This window comes from Rhizobium laguerreae (assembly GCF_002008165.1).
Taxonomy (GTDB): Bacteria; Pseudomonadota; Alphaproteobacteria; order Rhizobiales; family Rhizobiaceae; genus Rhizobium; species Rhizobium laguerreae.
Map to the genome: position 1 here is coordinate 383,071 of NZ_MRDM01000009.1, position 16,224 is coordinate 399,294.

The following is a 16,224-nucleotide window of genomic DNA, read 5'->3' on the forward strand; positions in this document are numbered from 1 at the left end:
GAGGATTGCATACGCGGAAGCTGCTGCTCCGGTATCTGGGCATCAATGGATAGGTCAGGACTAAGATATGAAAAATGCTGAGCTGCAGATCGGCTGCCAGACATTCACCTGGGAGATGCTTGGTAGCGGTTGGGGCGGCGGTCCGGACGATCTGGTGCGCGCCATCGCCGATGGCGGATATGCCGGTATCGAAATCACCGACACGATGATCGGTCACTACGCGCTCAAGCCTGCCGACTTTGCCCGCGCCCTCACGGATGCAGGCTTGGCGCTGGTTTCCTTTGCCTTCGGCTCCGCCAGTGGCTTCACGGTAGCGGAAAAGATCGCCTCCGATCTCGACACGGCGCGGCGATGGATCGATTTCGCGGCGAATTTTCCCGGTGCGCTGGTATCGATGGGATCGGCGACGGTTGTCTCGGATGGTCCACGCGATGAGAAGTTCGCCATTGCGGCCGAGTGCTACAATCGTGCGACCGAGATCGGACAGTCGGCTGGCGTCACTGTAGCTGTCCATCCTTCCTCGCACCACAATACGCTGCTCTTCACGCGGAACGACTATGATCAGCTGTTTGCTCTCTTGGATCCACAAGTGGGTTGGGTGCCGGATACCGGCCATATCCTGCGTGGCGGCCAGCAGATCGGCGATACGCTGGCAGCCTACCGGGACCGGATCCGCTACGTGCATCTGAAGGATGTCGACGCCGGCGGGATCTGGGCGATGTTGGGCGAAGGCGTCTGCGACGTGCCTGCCGTGCTTTCGGCCGTTCGGGATGCGCCGAACTTTATCGGCTGGATCGTGGTGGAAGAAGAGTCGGACCATGCCGCAACCGATCCTGCAGCCGCCGTTCGCGCGAACCGCGAGACGCTTCGACGTCTCGGGTTTTAGCCCATCTCGTATTCCGTGGCGTCGGCCAAAGTTATCCGTCGACACCAAAGCCTCTCCTGTCTCTCTCGTAAATGGGAGAGGTGGACTGCAGGTCACGCGTAGCGAACCTCCACGCCCAGCTTGTCGAGCCTGTGGCGAATGCTGTGCGGCATGTTGCTGTCGGTGATGATCAGGTCGACGCGCGACAGCGAGAAGGCTTTGGAGGAAGCGCCGATGTCAAATTTGCTCGAATCCGCCACGAGGACGACACGCCGGGCCATGCGAACCAGGTTGCGCTTGGTCCGCGCCACGTCCTCAGAAACATCGACGACGTCAAACGCCTGATCGATCGCGTGGGCGCCGACAAAGGCCTGGTGGGCGACGAGGCCGCCGACCGCCCTGTCGGAATCCTGTACGATCGTGCTCACGGTGCTCGGAAACACGCGGCCGCCAATCATGTGCACGTCGAGCCCTGGTCGGTACATCAGATGCTGGGCGATATTCATTGCCGTTGTCGCGACCACGACGTTGTTGACCGGTGGCATCTGCATGGCCACCTGCAGCAGCGTCGAACCGCTGTCGAAGACGATCGACTGGTTATCGATGATCTGTCGCGCAGCCATCTGGGCGATGCGTCGCTTCGCATCGAAATTGCGTTGCATGCGTTCCTCGAAGGCCGCTGCCGGCGAGTCGGACGGCAGGGCGATTGCCCCGCCATGCGTTTTGATCAGCTGCTTCTTGGCGTCCATGATTTCGAGATCGGAGCGGATTGTCACTTCCGAGACCTCGAAGATTTCCGCGAGCTGGCTGGTGCGTGCCTGCCCGACCCGTTGAAGTTCCAGCATGATCTGCTGCCGCCTCTGTTCTGCAAGCATGTGTGATCCCGCCCGCTGTTATTTGCAACAATGCGACTTTTGAAAAACGAAAGTGCGCCATCTCATCCCACGTCTATTGCTGCAGAAATAGTCGTTCAATGGCAGAAATGCACGTTTAAAATTGAGCATCATGTAAAAACGAAAGAAATCGAAATATTGAATGTTTGTTTGTTTTCGAGTTAGGGTTTCGCCAGCATCGGCGCCAGCAATCGCAAAGGCTCCATCACAAAGGAAGCATTACCATGGGTCTCGGAACCAAAATCCGCCTCGCACGCCTGTTCTCGAACCCATCGGGTCATCTGTTCGGAGGCGCCGTCGATCATTTTGTCGGTTATGGCAATGTGCGTGAGGGAGGGCTTGCCGACCTGCCGGGTGCGCTGAGACGCGTCATGGCGGGAGGCCCCGACTATATCAGCATCCAGCCTGGCGCGGCGCGCCACCTGTGGTCGGAATATGCCGGAAAGGCAGCGCTCGTCATTCAGGGTGGTTGCTTCACCGCCGATGATCGCATTCGCCAGCTCATCGCGACCCCGGAAGACGCGGTGCGTTATGGCGCAGACGCTCTGGCTGTCGCCATTCCCGTGCGCGGCGCCACCGAAGGAGAGTATATCCGCTGGCTCACCGATACGGTCAACGCCGCCGCCCGCTTCGAAATGCCGGTCGTCGCCCATGTCTATCCCCGTGATTTCTCCGACGGCGGCAAGATCGTGTTCACGCCGGATGAGATTGCCTATGCAGTGCGCATCGGCTTCGAGGCCGGCGTCGACGTGATCAAGGTCGGCTACACCGGCGATTTCGAGTCCTTCCGCGAGACCGTTGCGACCTGCCCGATTCCGGTCGTGATCGCCGGCGGTCCCAAGACCGATACGCTGCTCGGAGCGCTCGTCCAGACGTCGGAAGCATTGCGCGCCGGGGCCAAAGGCGCGGTCGTCGGTCGCAATCTTTGGGGTCACGGCGATACGACCATGGCCGCACGCGCCTTCAAATTCGTCATTCATAAGGGGATGACGCCGGAGGATGCGCTGGCGGCGGCCGGTGCCTGAGACGTGTCGCGCCCTTTCCAGGTTCTGGGCTTCGGTGCCCTGGCAATCGATGACATCATCTACGTCGACCGGGGGCTGACGGCCGGCAAGGGGAAGGTAACGAAGCGCGCCACGGACCATGGCGGCAACGTGGCGACGGCCCTTGTTGCCGTCGCCCGGCTCGGCGGACGGGCCGGCTTCATCGGCTGGCTCGGCGATGAGCCGACGACCGACGTGGCGGGCAGCGAGCTCGAACGGGACGGCGTCGACGTGTCGATGGCTCCCCGCCACGCGGATGCCGCGCCGATCCGCTCTGTGATCACGGTCGGTCCCGACGGCGACCGGTTCATCGCTTATGATGATGATGTGCTGCACGGCACGTCGGATGCGCTGCCCGACGATGTTCTGATGCAGGCCCCGGTACTGCTGATCGATGGTTATGCCACGCACTCCGAAAGTGTCGTGGCGCGCGCACGCGCCTTGGGTCTGGCCGTGATTGCCGATATCGAATGGACGGTCGGTGCCGCGACCAACCGGATCCTGGCTTTCGCCGATCATCTGGTGCTGCCGCTCGCCTTTGCGCAGGAATACACCGGCGAGGCTGATCCAACGATGATCCTGGACAAGCTCTGGTCCGGGGATCGGTCTGCTGTTGTCCTCACCGATGGCGAACGAGGGACCTATCTCCGCCAGAAAGGTGATGCCATCCGATGGCATGTGCCGGCCTACCAGGTTCAGGCTGTCGACACGACCGGCGCCGGTGATTGTTTTCACGGTGCCTACGCTCTCGCCCTCGCGAGGGGCAAGAGCCCGCTTGATTGCACTGCCTATGCCACGGCGGCGGCCGCCATTTCCGTGACCGCACGGGGAGGGCGTAGGGGCTTGCCGGATCACCAGACGTGCCTGACATGGATGGCGGCGGAGAATGCGCCCGCGCCGCTCCCGATTCCCGGATGTCAAGAATGAGCGCGGGCGGCGATGGGTGCCGGCTCCGGTCGACCGCCCGAGCAGAGCCTCAGGCTGAAGTGTCATTGAATCGCATTGAGCGAACTCTCAACGCTGAAACTTCGATCATAAAAGTTACGCGCGGTAAAAAATATAATTCCGCAGTTTATTTTTAAATTATCCTAAAAGATTGCTATTTATCAAATAGATATGAAAAACCTACGGTGATCTGTGGCGATTTATCCCTCGATTCTTTGGTTGACTTTTAAGCCCAGGCCTGAGCTTCCTTGTCGAAAGGATCGGAGACGTCGGGGAGCGCCGTCGGAAGATGTGATCCGCGCTGGTACGGGAGGACGAGACGTGGCTGTGGTTGTACTCGACAAAATCTGCAAGACCTATGGAAACAGCTACCATGCGATCAAGGATCTGAGCCTGACGATCCATGATGGCGAATTTCTGATTCTGGTCGGGCCGTCCGGATGCGGAAAATCGACCGCTCTGCGCATGATTGCCGGGCTCGAGGAAATCAGCAGCGGAACATTGAGCATCGGCGGTCAGGACGTCGTGGATCTCGCGCCCAAGGACCGGGACATTGCCATGGTCTTTCAAAGCTACGCGCTTTATCCGCACATGACCGTTTTCGACAACATCGCTTTTTCGATGAAGCTGGCCGGAAAGAACAAGGCCGAACGCACCAAACGTGTCCATGAGATCGCCAAGATCCTGCAGCTGGAGCCTTTGCTGGGCAACAAGCCCGCGCAGCTCTCCGGCGGCCAGCGCCAGCGTGTTGCGATGGGCCGCGCCATGGTCCGCGAGCCCGCGGCGTTCCTGATGGACGAACCGCTCTCGAACCTCGATGCGAAGCTGCGTGTTCAGATGCGGGCGGAGATTGCAAGCCTGCAGAGACAGCTGGGCGTAACGACGATCTATGTCACCCATGACCAGACCGAAGCGCTGACCATGGGCGATCGGGTCGCGGTGCTGAAGGGCGGTGTCCTTCAGCAGGTGGATACGCCCAAGGCTCTGTATCACCGCCCGGTCAATGCGTTTGTCGCAGGCTTTATCGGTTCGCCGTCGATGAACCTTTTCGAAGGGCGTCTGTCGAGTGGGCGGATCCATCTGTCGGGCTTCTCCATTCCCTTGTCGGGCGGCGCCTTCGAGCGTGCTCCTGGTCTATCCGCTTTCGAGGGAAAGGACGTGATCTTTGGGGTCAGGCCCGAGGACCTCTACGACAGCCGGTTGCCATCAGGAGCCTCCCATCCGACGATCCCGGTTGTCGTAAAGTCGATCGAGGAGCTCGGCTCCGAGTTGATCGTGCATTTGAAGATCGACGCGGCCCGGATCGACTCGGGCGATCCCGATGCCGTCGAGGACCTGAGCGGGGCCGCCAACGCCGTCGCGCGATTCGAAGCGGTCAGCGCGGTCGAGACAGGCCAATCGATCAATCTAGCCATCGACCCGGCGAAACTCCACTTTTTCAATCCTCAAACACATATGGCGCTGTGAAGTGACGAGGGAGAGCCGACACGCCGGTGGCGGTCCGGCCAGAAGAGGTCGGCGACGTTCGATGTCTTGAAAGCATTCAATCCGACGCCGAAACCAGCATTCATCTTCAATATCCGATCCAAAGGGCTTATCGATGCCAGCAAAACAGGAACGACGTCTCCGCATCGGCGTGTTGGGAGCGGGCCAGATTGCCCAGGCCGCGCACTTCGAGAGCTGCACGAAGGCAGCCAATGCCGACCTCTATGCGATTTGCGACGTCGCCGAGGATCTCCGCGAACGCATGGCTATCACCCACGGGGCGGAAAAGACCTATGGCGATTACGATCAGATGCTGGCCGATCCCGACCTCGATGCCGTGGTCATCGCGACGGCCGATGCCTTTCACGTCCCGGCTTCCCTTCGCGCCCTTCATGCGGGCAAACATGTGCTGTGCGAAAAACCGGTCGGCGTCACCATCGAGGAATGCCTTGAACTGAAGGCCGCAGTCGACAAGTCTGGAAAGGTGTTTCAGGTCGGGCACATGAAGCGTTTCGACGCGGGGCTCCAAGCTGCCAAATCCTTCATCCGCGATGAAATGGGCGAGATGGTCGCCCTCAAAGCATGGTATTGCGACAGCACGCACCGCTATCCGATGACCGATGCGGTCCAGCCTCTGATCGTCACCAGCGCCGATGCGAAGAAACCCTCCACCAATCCGAAGGCCGACCTGCGGCGCTACTATATGCTTGCGCACGGTTGCCATCTGATCGACACGGCACGTTATTTCGCCGGCGACATCGTTTCCGTCAACGCTCGTCTGTCCGAGCGAGCCGGTATCTGGTGCTGGTTCGTGGACGTGGAATTTGCCTCCGGCACACTCGGCCATCTCGATCTCACCGTCCAGGTGCGCATGGACTGGCACGAAGGCTTTCAGATCTACGGCAAGAACGGCAGCATTTTGGGCAAGACCTATAACCCGTGGTACTACAAGACGAGCGAGGTGGACATTTTCCGGGAAGCGGACGGCGCCACCCATCGCGTCCTCGGTGCCGACGGCCATTTCTATCGCCGTCAGGTCGAAGGCTTCGCCCGCACCATTCTGGATGGCGCGGTGATGGAAGGCGCCGACATCGATGATGGCCTGGCATCGGTCCGCGCCATGGTCGCCGTTGCGCGCTCCGTCGAAACCGGCAAGGCGGTTGAGCTATCCGACGTCACGGGTGGCGTGTGATGAAACTCGGCATCTTTGCAAAGACATTCGAGGGAACGGAACCCTTGACCGTTCTCAATGCGGCCGCCGCAGCCGGGTTCACCTGCGCACAATACAATATGGCTTGCTCAGGCCTTCCGCCGATGCCAGAGACGATTACCGAAGCCCAGGCCCGCGCAGTCGGTGAAGCGGCGCGCGAGAGCGGCGTCGAAATCGTTGCCGTTTCGGGCACTTTCAACATGATCCACCCGGATCCCGCGGTGCGCGGGGCCGGCCTTCGCAGACTGGCGACACTGGCGGAGCGTTGCGCCGGCATGTCGACCGCACTGATCACGCTCTGCACCGGCACACGCGACCCCATCGACCAATGGAAGGCGCATGCCGATAACGACACGCCGGAGGCCTGGCGGGACCTCCTCGAAGCCATGGGCGCGGCCATCGAGATCGCCGAGCGTTACGAGGTCGATCTCGGCATCGAGCCCGAGCTTGCCAATGTCGTCAACTCGGCCGAGAAAGCCTGTCGGCTGATCGCGGCACTGAAGAGCCCCCGCATCAAGATCGTGCTCGATCCGGCCAATCTCTTCGAGGTCGCGACGCTGGATGAGCAGCGGAGCATTGTCTCTTCCGCCATCGAGCTTCTGGCCGATCGGATCGTCATGGCGCATGCGAAAGATCGCAATCCGGACGGCAGTTTCGCGCCCGCCGGCAAGGGTGTGCTCGACTACGCGCATTATCTCGGCCGTCTCAAGGCGATCGGCTTCAAGGGCAGTCTCGTCACGCATGGCCTTTCGGCTTCGGAGGCGGCCGGTGTGGCAACCTTCCTGAAGAATAGCCTCGACGGTAATTTTGCGGAGGCTGGCAGATGAGACGGGCGCAACCGTTCGAAACCAGCGACGGGACCATTCTCAATGTGGATGTGGCGGGCGAGGGCGCGTCCGTCATCTTCCAGCACGGCCTATGCGGCGACGCGGCGCAGACCGCTGAGGTCTTTCCGCTCGACGCAGGTTTTCGCCGGGTCACGATCGAAGCGCGGGGCCACGGCCATTCCCAAGCCGGCAATCTGGAGCAGCTATCGATCGCGACCTTCTGCGATGATATTGCCGCCTATTTGGAAAAAAACCTTACGCCGCCGATCGTGATCGGCGGCATCTCGATGGGCGCGGCGATCGCTTTACGTCTCGCGGTCAAGCGACCGGATCTTGTCAAAGCTCTGATCATCGCAAGGCCGGCCTGGCTGACGGCATCCGCGCCGGAGAATATGGCACCCAACGCCGAAGTCGGGCGGCGTCTGAAAACTCTGCCACTGGGCGAGGCAAAGACCGCATTCCTTGCCGGGCCGGTTGGCGTGCGGCTCGCCGCCGAGGCGCCGGACAATCTTGCCTCGCTCACCGGCTTTTTCTCCCGCACGCCTTTGGATGTGACCGCCGAACTGCTCACCAGGATTTCCAATGACGGTCCTGGTGTGACCGACGAGGAGGTCGGCAATCTCACCGTGCCGACGCTGGTTATCGGCCATGATCGGGACAGCATTCATCCTCTCAGCCATGCGCGTGCTCTTGCCGAGCGAATTGCCGGCGCGCGCTTCGTGCAGATCACGCCGAAGACCGAGAGCCGTACGCAATACGTTGCCGACTTCCGGCTTGCCATGGGCAATTTTTTGAAGGAGCTCTGAAATAATGACGACCCCCTCCAAGTCCTGGATCGCCGATCTTCCGAAGGATCACCTGATTGCCGAATTCTCGGTCTGGTCGGCCGATCTCATGCATCTGGCGGATGATCTGGCGCGCGTCGATCCTCACGTCGACATTCTCCACATCGATGTCGCCGATGGCCATTTCGCACCGGCCATGTTGTTTTTCCCTGATCTCGTTGCCGGCGTGCGCAAAGTGTCCTCGCGCCCGATCCACGTTCACCTGATGGTCGCCGACAGCATCCTCTTGTCGCAGATCGAGCAGTTCGCCGATGCCGGCAGCGACCTGATCAGTCTTCATGTTGAAAACGAAAGCGTCGCCGCCGAGGCGCTCGATCTTCTCGATCGCCGCGGCGTCGCAGCCGGCATGGTGCTCAAGGTAGGCACCCCTGTCGAACGCGTCGAGAAATATGCGTCCCGGCTGCGCTTTGTGACGCTGCTCGGCACGGCGATCGGCGTGAAGGGCCAGGGCCTCGACGAGAAGGCCGGCGCGCGGCTTCAGCAGGCAAAGCAAATCATCGCCGGTTGCGGCGCGGCGCATCGGATCGTGCTGGCGGCCGACGGCGGTATTCGCGAGCACACCGTGCCTCTTCTGCGCCAGTCAGGTGCGGAAACGGTTGTCCTCGGTTCCCTGGCTTTCAATGCGCCATCGCTCGACGAGCGGATGGCATGGGTGCGCGCACTCTAACTCATGGTCTTCACATGCAGCAGATTGCCATTGGAATCGACCTCGGTGGGACGCAGGTGCGCGCTGCCCTCGTCGACGAGCAGGGCAGGATCCTGGCGCGTGCAGCCGAACCGACGGATGCGCTGGCAGGCCCCGACCGGGTGCTCGCCCAAATCTGCGGCTTGACCGATGGACTGCTTGCAGCATCGAACCCTGCCTCGGTAGTGGGCGTCGGCGTATCCGCTCCGGGCCCGCTCGATACGGTCGCCGGTGTCGCCTCGAATATCCCGACCCTCTCCGGCTTTGTCGACTTTCCGCTGAAGGCGGAATTGCAGAAGCGGTTTCCGTTTTCGGTCGACCTCGAGAACGATGCGATTGCCGCTGCCATCGGCGAGTGGCAGTTCGGAGCCGGCAAGGGCCTCGATAATCTGGTCTATGTCACGGTGAGTACCGGCATTGGCGGTGGCGTTGTGTCGGACGGTCGCGTCGTGCGCGGCCGCAAGGGCATGGCAGCCCATGTCGGGCACATGTCGGTCGTGCCGAACGGAGAGCTTTGCCCGTGCGGCAACAGGGGTTGTTTCGAGGCCTACGGATCCGGAACAGCTTTTGCGCGCCGCGCTCAAATGCGGGCGATGGAATCCAGCGGGACGACGATCGGCAGCGATGGCGGCGCCATCGACAGCCGCAGCGTTTTCGCAGCCGCAAGAGATGGCGATCGGCTCGCAAATCAACTGATTGACGAAGAAGCGGAAATTCTCGGTCGCGGCTTCACCAGCCTGATCCATATCTTCAGTCCCGATATCATCGTGATGGGAGGCGGGCTTTCCCACGAGTTCGATCGTCTACAACCCGGCATTCAAGCCTACATCACGCAATGGGCAATGCCGGCATTCAAGGATGTCGGGGTGATGCTGGCCGCATTGGATCAGAACTCGGGCCTCGTCGGCGCAGCGGCTCTGGCGTTTCTGAGCGGCAAGGTTCCTGCGATCGATCAGCTTTAAAAAAGCAGGCCGATCCTGCGTGCGTCGGCAAACGCACTATCGAGAGGTTGCTCTCCGTCAGGGCGGCGGGGCGGTACTTTCCCTCAGGATCAGTTCGACTGGCCACAATTCGTGGATCTCATCGACGGCACGTCCAGCGATAAGCTGTAGCGTTAGCTCAGCGCAGCGCGTGCCCGCGGCACGCATGGACGATCGTGTTGTCGAGAGCGACGGCACCATGCTTTCGGCCGTTAGATATGGGAAGACGTCGTCATGGGCGATGACGGAAACATTCTGTCCCACCGTCATCCCAAGCGAACGGACAGCACGGTAAACACCAAGCGCTGTCATCGTGGAACCGGCAACGATGGCAGTCGGCGCGTTCGCCCTCTCGAGAAAAGAGCGGGCATGTCGAAAGCCGCTCTCGTCGGAGAATTTATCGCAGACCATTAGGTTGGGATCGGCGACGAGCCCACGTTCCTGATGCGCGACCCGAAAACCCTGCTCGCGATGGATCGAATACGTCTTGCCCCGCAGACCATTGATCATGGCAATGCGCCGATGCCCGAGATCGAGCAGATGTTCGGTGGACCGACGCACGGCATTTTCATTGTCGATATCGAGCCACGCGTGAACGTGCTCGGATTCCGATCGGCCGTGAACCAGGAAAGGCAGGCCTAAGCTGTTCAGCACTCCGATCCGCGGATCCCTCGGGCGAGGCGAATGAATGATCACCGCATCCACCCGGCGGCTTTCGACCAGGCGTCGGTAGGCCTGCATCTCGTCCTCATCATTGTGTGCGGTAATAGGCGTGATGAGAATATCGGTATCGGCCGTTTCTAGGCGCTGTGCCATACCCGACATGAATTCGGCAAAATGGATTTCTCCCGACCGCGCCATCATGACGCCTATCGCTCCGGCTCTCCCGGTCTTTAGCCGCACGGCATTGATATCGGGGCGGTAGCCAAGGCGCATTGCTTCGCTTGCAACCCGGGCGCGCGTGGCTTCGCTCACCTCGGGATAGCCACTGAGCGCACGGCTGACCGTCGTCGGAGAGAGCCCAAGCTGCTTTGCAAATTCACGAAGTTTCATCGGATGTCTTCTCTGTCCCGGCAATCAATGGACGAAGCTTTGGCGATGCGCAACGGGCAAGTGTCAGTCCGGCAAAAATTGAAATCGGTTTCAATTTTGTTACTTTGAATCTCTGCTCGTAGGGGTAAAAAATACCGCTACACACTGTATATCAGTCAATTTCTCTTCATAATGCAACTGCGGATCGCTAATCTTGGTGGGCTTGACGCCTCTGCGACCTTCTGCAATGGTCTGATCGCCAAATCGATTTCAATTTCTGGGAGGAGATCATGAAAAAATTTGCTTTGGGCTTGTCCGCGCTCGGAATCGCCATCGCGACCGCCGGCCCGATCCGTGCTGCCGAAATTTCCTTTGCCGCCAACACAACGGGAAAAAACGTCGAATTCTTGAACAAGCAGCTGGCTATTTTCGAGAAAGATACCGGCAATCAGGTCAAGCTCGTGACCATGCCGTCATCGAGCAGCGAGCAATTTTCGCAATATCGCCTATGGCTTGCTGCTGGAAACAAGGACGTCGATGTCTATCAGACCGATGTCATCTGGGCACCGCAGCTTGCCGACCAGTTCGTCGATCTGAAGGAGGCAGCCAAGGACGTTGTCGGCCAGTTCTTCCCGTCGATCATCGCGTCTCAGACTGTCAATGGTCGGCTTGTGGCGCTGCCGTTGTTTACCGATGCTCCTGCGCTGTTTTACCGAAAGGACCTGCTGGAGAAATATGGAAAACAGCCGCCGAAGACCTGGGACGAGATGGCCGCAACCGCCAAAGAGATTCAGGATAAGGAACGCCAGGCCGGACAGAAGGACCTCTGGGGCTACGTCTTCCAGGGCAATTCCTACGAAGGGCTTACCTGCAACGGACTGGAATGGGTGAAATCGTCGGGCGGCGGCCAGATCGTCGAGCCGGACGGGACGATCTCGATCAACAACGAGAAGGCGGCAGCCGCGCTTGAACGGGCCAAGGGCTGGATCGGCACGATCTCACCGCCAGGGGTGCTCGCATATCAGGAAGAAGAATCGCGCGGTGTCTGGCAGACCGGCAACGCCGTCTTCATGCGCAACTGGCCTTATGCCTATTCTCTCGGAAACGGTGCCGACAGCGTCGTGAAGGGCAAGTTCGACGTGATGACGCTACCGGTTGCAGCCGTCGGCGATAAGCCGTCTTCGGCACTTGGCGGCTGGAACCTGGCGGTTTCGAAATATTCCGAAAAGCAGGACGCAGCCATCGCGCTCGTAAAATTCCTGGCGTCGAAGGACGTTCAAAAGGCACGTGCGATCGAACTCTCCAATTTGCCGACCCTGACGGATATTTATGACGACAAGGATGTTGCTGCCGCGCAGCCCTTCATGCCGAACTGGAAACCCATTTTCCAGGACGCGGTGCCACGCCCTTCGGCGACGGCCAAGATAAAGTACAATGAGGTGTCCTCAAAGTTCTGGACTGCGGTGCACAATACCTTGTCAGGCAGCGGCTCAGCTGCCGATAACCTCGAGCTTCTCGAAGCCGACCTAACGACCCTCAAAGGCGACGCTTGGTGAGTATTCCGACCGGCGGCTGTCAAGCCGCCGGTCCGGTCTTCGGACGCGCTAACGACGGATAGACGTTTCATGAGCGAAATCGTAGTTCCACAAGCAGTCAAGCCCAGGGTTTCCCATTTCAGAGCCACCACGGAGTTGCGATCCGAGCGCGTTCGATCGGCATGGATGTTTCTGGCGCCGACGCTGTTGATCTTGGCAATCGTCGCTGGCTGGCCGCTGTTCAGAACGATCTATTTCAGTTTTACGAATGCGTCGCTGAACGACCTTGGCAATGCGCAGTTCGTCGGCTTTGACAATTATTTGTCTTGGGTGACACTGAAGAGCGGAAGGACCGTCTATCGCGGGCTGCTTGCCGATCCGGTTTGGTGGAATGCCGTCTGGAACACTGCCAAGTTTACCGTCCTTTCGGTGGTCATCGAGACCGGGCTCGGGCTGATCGTCGCCTTGGTGCTGAACGCACGGTTCGTCGGGCGTGGGATCGTACGGGCCGCAATCCTCATTCCTTGGGCGATCCCAACAATCGTCTCAGCAAAGATGTGGGCCTGGATGCTCAATGATCAGTTCGGCATTCTAAACGATATTCTGCTCGGCTTCGGTCTTATCAGCGAGAAGATTGCCTGGACCGCCAATCTGGAAACGGCGATGATCGCAGTGCTGATCGTCGATGTCTGGAAGACGACTCCCTTCATGGCGCTTCTGATTCTTGCGGGACTACAGATGGTTCCGGGAGACATCTATGAGGCTGCCAAGATCGATGGCGTCAATCCGGTCAAGGTTTTCTGGCGTCTGACGCTGCCGCTGATCCGACCGGCCATCATGGTTGCCGTGATCTTCCGGATACTGGATGCGATGCGCATCTTCGACCTGATCTATGTACTGACGCCCAACAATGCGCAGACGAAGACCATGTCGGTCATGGCGCGCGAGAACCTGTTCGACTTCGACAAGTTCGCCTACGGCGCCACCGCGTCAACGGTGCTTTTCCTCATCATTGCCTCCGTAACCGTCCTTTATATCTGGCTCGGTCGCGTCAAGCTCGGCGGGGAGGAACGTTGATGCTGCTTTCGTTCGCCAAGAATACGCTCTTCTACCTGCTCGTCACAATCATCGTCATCATTGCGGTATTTCCGTTCTACTATGCGATCCTCACGAGCCTGAAGACCGGCACGGCCCTTTTCAAAGTCGATTATTGGCCGACCTCGATCTCCTTCGGCAACTACACGTCCGTAATGGGCCAGGGCGGTTTCGTCCGCAGTCTGGCGAATTCCGCGATGATCGCCTGCGTCGTTGTTTCAGCATCGCTGCTACTTTCGATCACCGCTTCCTTCGCTTTGGCCCGGGTGCACTTCCGCGGGCGGGCACTGTTGATGTTGACCATCCTCTCGGTGTCGATGTTTCCGCAGATTGCCGTTCTTGCGGGCCTCTTCGAACTCATCCGCTGGATCGGCATCTTCAACACGCCCTTCGCGCTGATCTTTTCCTACATGATCTTCACGCTCCCCTTCACCGTCTGGGTGCTGACGACCTTCATGCGGGAATTGCCGATCGAGATCGAGGAGGCGGCGATCGTCGACGGCGCCTCACCGTGGGTCATCATCACCCAGGTGTTCATGCCGTTGATGTGGCCGGCGCTGGTAACAACCGGACTGCTCGCCTTCATCACCGCCTGGAACGAGTTTCTTTTCGCCCTGACATTCACATCGTCGGATACGCAGCGAACCGTCCCGGTTGCGATCGCCCTGCTTTCGGGCAACAGCGCATTCGAGATCCCGTGGGGCAACATCATGGCGGCTTCAGTAATCGTCACCGTACCGGTCGTCGTGCTTGTTTTGATATTCCAGCGACGGATCATTTCGGGACTGACCGCCGGCGGCGTCAAGGGTTGAGGGAGTAGGACATGGCAGAAATCCGACTGGAGAATATCCGCAAGAGCTTCGGCGCTTTCGAGGTGATCAAAGGCGTGACGATGGACATCCGCCGGGGCGAGTTCATGGTGTTCGTGGGGCCGTCGGGATGCGGCAAGTCCACGCTGCTGCGGCTTATCTCCGGGCTCGAGGACATCACGTCGGGAACCCTCTCCTTCGACAACAGGACGGTGAACCAGCACGCGCCGTCGAAGAGAGGGATCGCCATGGTGTTCCAGTCCTACGCGCTCTACCCGCATATGACGGTCTTCGACAACATGGCTTTCGGCATGAAACTTTCCGGGAGCACCAGAGACGAATGCCGCCAGCGTGTTGAACAGGCCGCCGGCATGCTGCAGCTCTCACCCTACTTGGACCGCTTGCCGCGACAGCTTTCCGGCGGCCAGCGTCAGCGCGTCGCAATCGGCCGGGCGATCGTACGCGATCCCAAGATCTTTCTCTTCGACGAGCCGCTGTCCAACCTCGATGCGGCGCTTCGCGTCGCGACGAGGCTGGAAATCGCGAAGCTTCATCGCAGCATGCACAACACGACGATGATCTATGTGACCCATGACCAGGTCGAGGCCATGACACTCGCCGATCGGATCTGCGTGTTGAGGGACGGCGTCGTCGAGCAGATCGGCACGCCGCTGGAACTTTACGAAAGCCCCAATTCGGTCTTCGTTGCCGGCTTCATCGGTTCACCGAAAATGAATTTCCTCTCGGGCGTGCTGGCGCAACCCTATGATAGCCATACGATTGGTGTGCGCGCAGAGCATGTTTGCATCACGCCCGAGTCGCCCGTTTGGAGCGGCACGGTCATCCATTCGGAAATCCTCGGCGCCGATAGCTTCGTCTATCTGGATATCGGGGCGGATGAGCCGTTCGTCGTGCGGGAAGCCGGTGTCTCCCGCCACGCGCCTGGCCAAACGCTTGGCCTTGTGCCGCTTGCCGGCCACGTTCACCGTTTCGACCGGTCGGGCCGGGCGCTTGAGCGAGCATCCATGCGGGCTGCCTGATTTTCCCAGGGTCGATGTTCCTCCCAAGGCTCGATCCGTTTTAACTATAAGGAGAGAACGACGTGACCATTCGCACCGTTGTGTGGGGTGAGAACATCCACGAGAATACCAATGAGATCGTCCGGGGAATCTATCCCGAGGGCATGCACACGACGATCGCCAATGCGCTGAACACCGATCCAAGTATCTCGGCGACGACGGCGACGCTGCAGGAGCCGGAACACGGCCTCAGCGAAGCCCGCCTTACTGAGACCGACGTCTTGACCTGGTGGGGCCACAAGGATCACGGCGCAGTTTCCGATGTCGTTGTCGAGCGTGTCGCCAAGCGCGTCTGGGAAGGCATGGGCCTGCTGGTGCTGCATTCCGGCCATTTCTCCAAGATCTTCAAGCGGCTGATGGGCACGCCCTGCGCGCTGAAATGGCGCGAGGCGGGGGAGCGCGAGCGTCTGTGGACGATCAACCAGCGCCATCCGATCGCCGCCGGTATCGGCGAGCATTTCGAACTTGAGAACGAGGAAATGTACGGCGAGCAGTTTTCGGTGCCGGAACCGCTCGAAACGGTGTTCATCTCCTGGTTCCAGGGCGGCGAAGTGTTCCGCTCGGGCCTGACCTGGCGCCGCGGCGCCGGCAACATCTTCTATTTCCGCCCCGGTCACGAGACCTATCCGACCTATCACGACGCCAATGTCCAGAAGGTGCTGATCAACGGCGTCAAGTGGGCCTATAACCCTGAGGGTGCATTGAAGAGCATTACCGATGCCCCAAATGTGCCGGTAGAAACAGCACTGGAGCCGATCGTCGAACGCGGCCCGAGACTGCACCAGGCCGGCGAAGCCGGTTACCGCTGAGAAATTGAAACGCCTTCCTTGGGCGTGGAGACCATGACAGACGGGCGCTATCGGCAAGGGTGTCTGGTGCTTGTGAAAGACGATCGA

The 16,224-nt window shown here is 59.9% G+C and carries 16 protein-coding genes; 14 read left to right on the forward strand and 2 right to left on the reverse strand.

Features of this window, described 5'->3' with window-relative positions:
* Nucleotides 1–67 precede the first annotated feature (67 nt).
* Nucleotides 68–886, forward strand: a complete 819-nt coding sequence (locus tag BS630_RS08065) for a sugar phosphate isomerase/epimerase family protein (RefSeq protein ID WP_077976986.1) — start codon at nucleotides 68–70, stop codon at nucleotides 884–886.
* Between the two features lie 92 nt (nucleotides 887–978).
* Here BS630_RS08065 and BS630_RS08070 read toward each other — a convergent pair whose 3' ends face one another.
* On the reverse strand, nucleotides 979–1,740 hold the full coding sequence (locus BS630_RS08070; RefSeq protein WP_077976987.1) for a DeoR/GlpR family DNA-binding transcription regulator: 762 nt from the start codon (nucleotides 1,738–1,740) through the stop codon (nucleotides 979–981).
* Between the two features lie 242 nt (nucleotides 1,741–1,982).
* On the opposite strand from BS630_RS08070, the gene BS630_RS08075 reads away from it, so the two are divergent.
* The 8 genes from BS630_RS08075 to BS630_RS08110 all read left to right on the forward strand — a co-directional run bounded on the left by BS630_RS08075 (nucleotide 1,983) and on the right by BS630_RS08110 (nucleotide 9,760).
* Complete coding sequence (locus tag BS630_RS08075) at nucleotides 1,983–2,783, forward strand: beta/alpha barrel domain-containing protein (RefSeq protein ID WP_003562561.1); 801 nt, start codon at nucleotides 1,983–1,985, stop codon at nucleotides 2,781–2,783.
* Between the two features lie 3 nt (nucleotides 2,784–2,786).
* Nucleotides 2,787–3,728, forward strand: a complete 942-nt coding sequence (locus BS630_RS08080; protein ID WP_077976988.1) for a PfkB family carbohydrate kinase — start codon at nucleotides 2,787–2,789, stop codon at nucleotides 3,726–3,728.
* Between the two features lie 339 nt (nucleotides 3,729–4,067).
* Nucleotides 4,068–5,213: an ABC transporter ATP-binding protein gene (locus BS630_RS08085; RefSeq protein WP_077976989.1), complete on the forward strand. Its 1,146-nt coding sequence runs from the start codon at nucleotides 4,068–4,070 to the stop codon at nucleotides 5,211–5,213.
* A 133-nt stretch (nucleotides 5,214–5,346) separates the two neighbouring features.
* Nucleotides 5,347–6,423: a Gfo/Idh/MocA family protein gene (locus BS630_RS08090; RefSeq protein ID WP_077976990.1), complete on the forward strand. Its 1,077-nt coding sequence runs from the start codon at nucleotides 5,347–5,349 to the stop codon at nucleotides 6,421–6,423.
* On the forward strand, nucleotides 6,423–7,268 hold the full coding sequence (locus BS630_RS08095; protein ID WP_077976991.1) for a sugar phosphate isomerase/epimerase family protein: 846 nt from the start codon (nucleotides 6,423–6,425) through the stop codon (nucleotides 7,266–7,268). Before BS630_RS08090 ends, BS630_RS08095 begins: the two co-directional genes overlap by 1 nt.
* Nucleotides 7,265–8,074 (forward strand): alpha/beta fold hydrolase, encoded by an 810-nt coding sequence (locus BS630_RS08100; RefSeq protein ID WP_077976992.1) that lies wholly within the window; start codon nucleotides 7,265–7,267, stop codon nucleotides 8,072–8,074. Before BS630_RS08095 ends, BS630_RS08100 begins: the two co-directional genes overlap by 4 nt.
* A gap of 4 nt (nucleotides 8,075–8,078) precedes the next feature.
* A complete protein-coding gene (locus BS630_RS08105) occupies nucleotides 8,079–8,780 on the forward strand; it encodes a ribulose-phosphate 3-epimerase (RefSeq protein ID WP_077976993.1) in 702 nt (233 codons plus the stop codon).
* A 14-nt stretch (nucleotides 8,781–8,794) separates the two neighbouring features.
* Nucleotides 8,795–9,760 carry an ROK family protein gene (locus BS630_RS08110; protein WP_077976994.1) on the forward strand — a complete coding sequence of 322 codons (966 nt, stop codon included), beginning with the start codon at nucleotides 8,795–8,797 and terminating at the stop codon, nucleotides 9,758–9,760.
* Nucleotides 9,761–9,817: 57 nt separating this feature from the next.
* Here the strand turns inward: BS630_RS08110 and BS630_RS08115 are convergent, their stop codons facing one another.
* On the reverse strand, nucleotides 9,818–10,831 hold the full coding sequence (locus tag BS630_RS08115; protein WP_077976995.1) for a substrate-binding domain-containing protein: 1,014 nt from the start codon (nucleotides 10,829–10,831) through the stop codon (nucleotides 9,818–9,820).
* Between the two features lie 269 nt (nucleotides 10,832–11,100).
* Between BS630_RS08115 and BS630_RS08120 the strand changes: the two genes are divergently transcribed.
* The 5 genes from BS630_RS08120 (at nucleotide 11,101) to BS630_RS08140 (ending at nucleotide 16,137) form a co-directional block, all read left to right on the forward strand.
* On the forward strand, nucleotides 11,101–12,366 hold the full coding sequence (locus tag BS630_RS08120) for an ABC transporter substrate-binding protein (RefSeq protein ID WP_077976996.1): 1,266 nt from the start codon (nucleotides 11,101–11,103) through the stop codon (nucleotides 12,364–12,366).
* 69 nt (nucleotides 12,367–12,435) lie between these two features.
* Nucleotides 12,436–13,422, forward strand: a complete 987-nt coding sequence (locus BS630_RS08125; RefSeq protein WP_077976997.1) for a carbohydrate ABC transporter permease — start codon at nucleotides 12,436–12,438, stop codon at nucleotides 13,420–13,422.
* On the forward strand, nucleotides 13,422–14,252 hold the full coding sequence (locus BS630_RS08130) for a carbohydrate ABC transporter permease (protein ID WP_077976998.1): 831 nt from the start codon (nucleotides 13,422–13,424) through the stop codon (nucleotides 14,250–14,252). Before BS630_RS08125 ends, BS630_RS08130 begins: the two co-directional genes overlap by 1 nt.
* Nucleotides 14,253–14,263: 11 nt before the next feature.
* Nucleotides 14,264–15,289 carry an ABC transporter ATP-binding protein gene (locus tag BS630_RS08135; RefSeq protein WP_077976999.1) on the forward strand — a complete coding sequence of 342 codons (1,026 nt, stop codon included), beginning with the start codon at nucleotides 14,264–14,266 and terminating at the stop codon, nucleotides 15,287–15,289.
* A 62-nt stretch (nucleotides 15,290–15,351) separates the two neighbouring features.
* Nucleotides 15,352–16,137 carry a ThuA domain-containing protein gene (locus BS630_RS08140; protein ID WP_077977000.1) on the forward strand — a complete coding sequence of 262 codons (786 nt, stop codon included), beginning with the start codon at nucleotides 15,352–15,354 and terminating at the stop codon, nucleotides 16,135–16,137.
* Nucleotides 16,138–16,224 lie beyond the last annotated feature (87 nt).